Annotated in this window: 2 protein-coding genes; both read left to right on the top strand. The window is 51.2% G+C overall.

What is annotated here, in order from left to right; translation table 11 throughout:
- Positions 1–1717, top strand: a 1717-nt coding sequence (locus tag OB13_RS10240) for a glycoside hydrolase family 20 protein (protein ID WP_461490069.1), incomplete at its 5' end; no start/stop codon positions are given.
- A gap of 162 nt (positions 1718–1879) precedes the next feature.
- On the top strand, positions 1880–3168 hold a 1289-nt coding region (locus OB13_RS10235), incomplete at its 3' end, for a sugar MFS transporter (RefSeq protein ID WP_461490068.1).

Genomic DNA, 3168 nt, shown 5'->3' with positions numbered 1-3168 from the left:
CGACCAGGGCTGGCGCATCGAGATCAAAAAATATCCGAAACTGACCGAAGTAGGTGCCTGGCGTGACAGCACCCTGATCGGCCACTACTGGGACTTGCCCCAGACCTATAAGAAGGAAAGCCATGGCGGCTTCTATACCCAGGAACAGATCAAGGAAGTCGTAGCTTATGCCCAGGAGCGCTTTATCAATGTGGTGCCGGAGATCGAAATGCCGGGCCACGCAGTAGCGGCACTCACAGCATACCCGGAGCTTTCCTGCACCGGAGGGCCTTTTATCGTGGAGTCGAAGTGGGGCATTTTTCATGATGTATTCTGCGCCGGCAACGAGCAGACCTTTACTTTCCTGGAAGATGTGATGACCGAAGTGATGGCCCTGTTCCCGAGCAAGATCCTGCACATCGGTGGCGACGAATCCCCGAAAACCCGCTGGAAAGCCTGCCCGAAATGCCAGGCCCGCATCAAAACAGAAAACCTGAAAGACGAACACGAGCTGCAGAGCTACTTTGTGCAACGCATGGAGAAATTTGTGAACGCCAAAGGCCGTACCATTATCGGCTGGGATGAGATACTCGAAGGCGGCCTGGCACCGAACGCCTACGTGATGTCGTGGCGCGGAACGAAAGGGGGCATTGCAGCCGCCAAAGAAAAACACTATGTAGTGATGACGCCGGGTACGCACCTCTACTTTGACCATTACCAGGGCGAGCGCGACCTGGAGCCAACGACTATCCATGGTTATAGCACGCTGGAGAAGGTATACTCCTTTGAACCTACGCCGGCTGAGCTGACAAGCGAAGAGAAGAAATACATCCTGGGCGCCCAGGCCAATGTTTGGACCGAATATATCCCCACTTCAGAACATGTCGAGTATATGGTCTTCCCGCGTATATCCGCCTTGTCGGAAGTGTTGTGGACGCCTGCCAAACTCAAAGATTGGAAGAGTTTCCAGCATCGCATGCAGCAGCAGTACAAGCGTTATGATGCCTTAGGTATCAACTATGCCCGAAGCGCCTTCAACGTCCGGCAGCAGGTACAGGTAGACACGCTGAGCGGTACAGCCAAAGTGAGCTTTGCCACCGATGCTACCAATGTGAAGCTTTACTATACCCTCGACGGCACCGAACCAACGACCGCCTCGCAGCACTATACCGGACCGTTTACCTTAAAGAAGACGGCCACCATCAAGGCAGGGGCCTTTGCAGAAGGCAAACTAGCAGGGAAAGTAAGCACTAAGACCTTTGATGCCCACAAAGGCCTGGCAAAGTCTGTCACCCTGCTTACGCCGGCTCATCAGAGCTATTCAAACAAAGCAAAGCTGGTGAACGGCCTGCAGGGATCCACGGATCAGACCGACGGCCACTGGACCGGTTTCCTGGGTACAGACATGGAAGCCATCGTGGACCTGCAGAAGGTGCAGCCGATTATACGGCTGAGCACTACTTTTATGCAGAACATCGGCTACCGCATCTTCCTGCCACTGCAGGTGGAGTATGCCGTGTCAGAAGACGGGAAAAACTACAGAACGGTCGATGTGATACAAAATGCCAATCCACTGAACGCAGAAGGCATCATGACGCACGAAGTCGCTGCCACCCTCCCGGTGACCAGAGCCCGCTATGTGAAAGTGAAAGCCAAAAGCGTAGGCGTAAGCCCGGAGAAGTATCCTTCTGCCGGGCAGAAAGCCTGGCTCATGGCCGATGAAATAAAAGTGGAGTAACACAGCAAGTAAAGCAGATAAACTTTATATTGTACCTTCAATCCAAACTGGTCCAACTCCTACAGGTATGCCTTTGCGAAGGCAGCACAGGTTTGGATGATCCGTACCAAACAGACAGTCACTGAACACTATTTTGCACCTTAGTTATACCTTGAAAAAATAATGACGAAAGTAGCTCCATCCACAAACGACAAGACCGGACAGGTGAATGAGCCGGGCGGTTACATGCGCTCCATCATCATCATAGGCGCCCTGTTTTTCATCTTCGGCTTCGTTACCTGGCTTAATTCCCTGTTGATTCCTTATCTAGAGATCGCATGTGAGTTGACCAAGTTCCAGTCCTTCTTCGTAACCTTTGCTTTCTACATTGCCTATCTGGTGATGGCACCTCTGTCGACCAGGGTGCTGAAAATGTTCGGCTTTAAGAATGGGATGTCGGTGGCCCTGGTTGTGATGGCCGTGGGTGCAGCGCTGTTTATTCCGGCAGCGATGACTCGGATTTATCTGCTTTTCCTGATGGGCTTGTTCATCATAGGATGTGGCTTGGCTATCTTGCAGACAGCTTCTAATCCCTATATTACGATTGTTGGCCCGGCAGAGAGTGCTGCCAAACGCATCAGCATCATGGGGATTTGCAATAAGTTTGCCGGTGCATTGGCCCCTATCATTCTGGGTCTTTTCCTCAAACTTGAAGATGCGGATAATCTTCGTTCCGAGATCGCAGGTATGACCGATGCTGCCCGCGAGGCTGCCTTGGACGCAATGGCGTTGCAGGTGATTTCACCTTATATAGGTATAGTTGTTGTGCTGCTGATTCTCGGACTGTGGATATACCGTTCCAGCCTTCCGGAAGTAGATACGGATCAGGAGGACGAAACAGTTGCTGCTGCTAACACCGGTAAGAAGAGCGTATTTGATTTTCCGCACGTATTACTGGGAGTTTTTTCGCTCTTCCTTTACGTTGGCGTGGAGGTGATGGCTGGCGATTCTATTATCAGCTACGGCGCTTCACAAGGTATACCGCTCACTACGGCAAAGTTCTTTACCAGTGCTACCATGGTGGCTATGGTGGTCGGCTACATAATCGGTATCATCACTATACCAAAATATATTAAGCAGGAAAACGCACTGAAGTTCTGTGCCATTTTAGGTATAGCTTTCTCTTTAGGTGCAATCATGACTACAGGATATGTATCAGTGGCTTTCATTGCCCTGTTAGGCCTGGCTAACTCACTGATGTGGCCTGCCATCTGGCCACTTGCATTGGCTGACGTAGGACGCTTCACCAAAGCAGCCTCTTCACTACTGGTAATGGGTATCGCTGGTGGAGCAGTTATTCCACTTATTTACGGAGCTTTGGCTGATGCCTTCAACGCACAGCAAGGCTACTGGATCATGGTGCCTTGCTACCTGTTCATTCTGTATTATGCCGTTGCAGGTCATAAAGTGAG

It is taken from the genome of Pontibacter sp. HJ8, assembly GCF_054824225.1.
The sequence above is the reverse complement of the archived record's forward strand: the minus strand, read 5'-3'. Positions and strand labels throughout refer to the sequence as shown.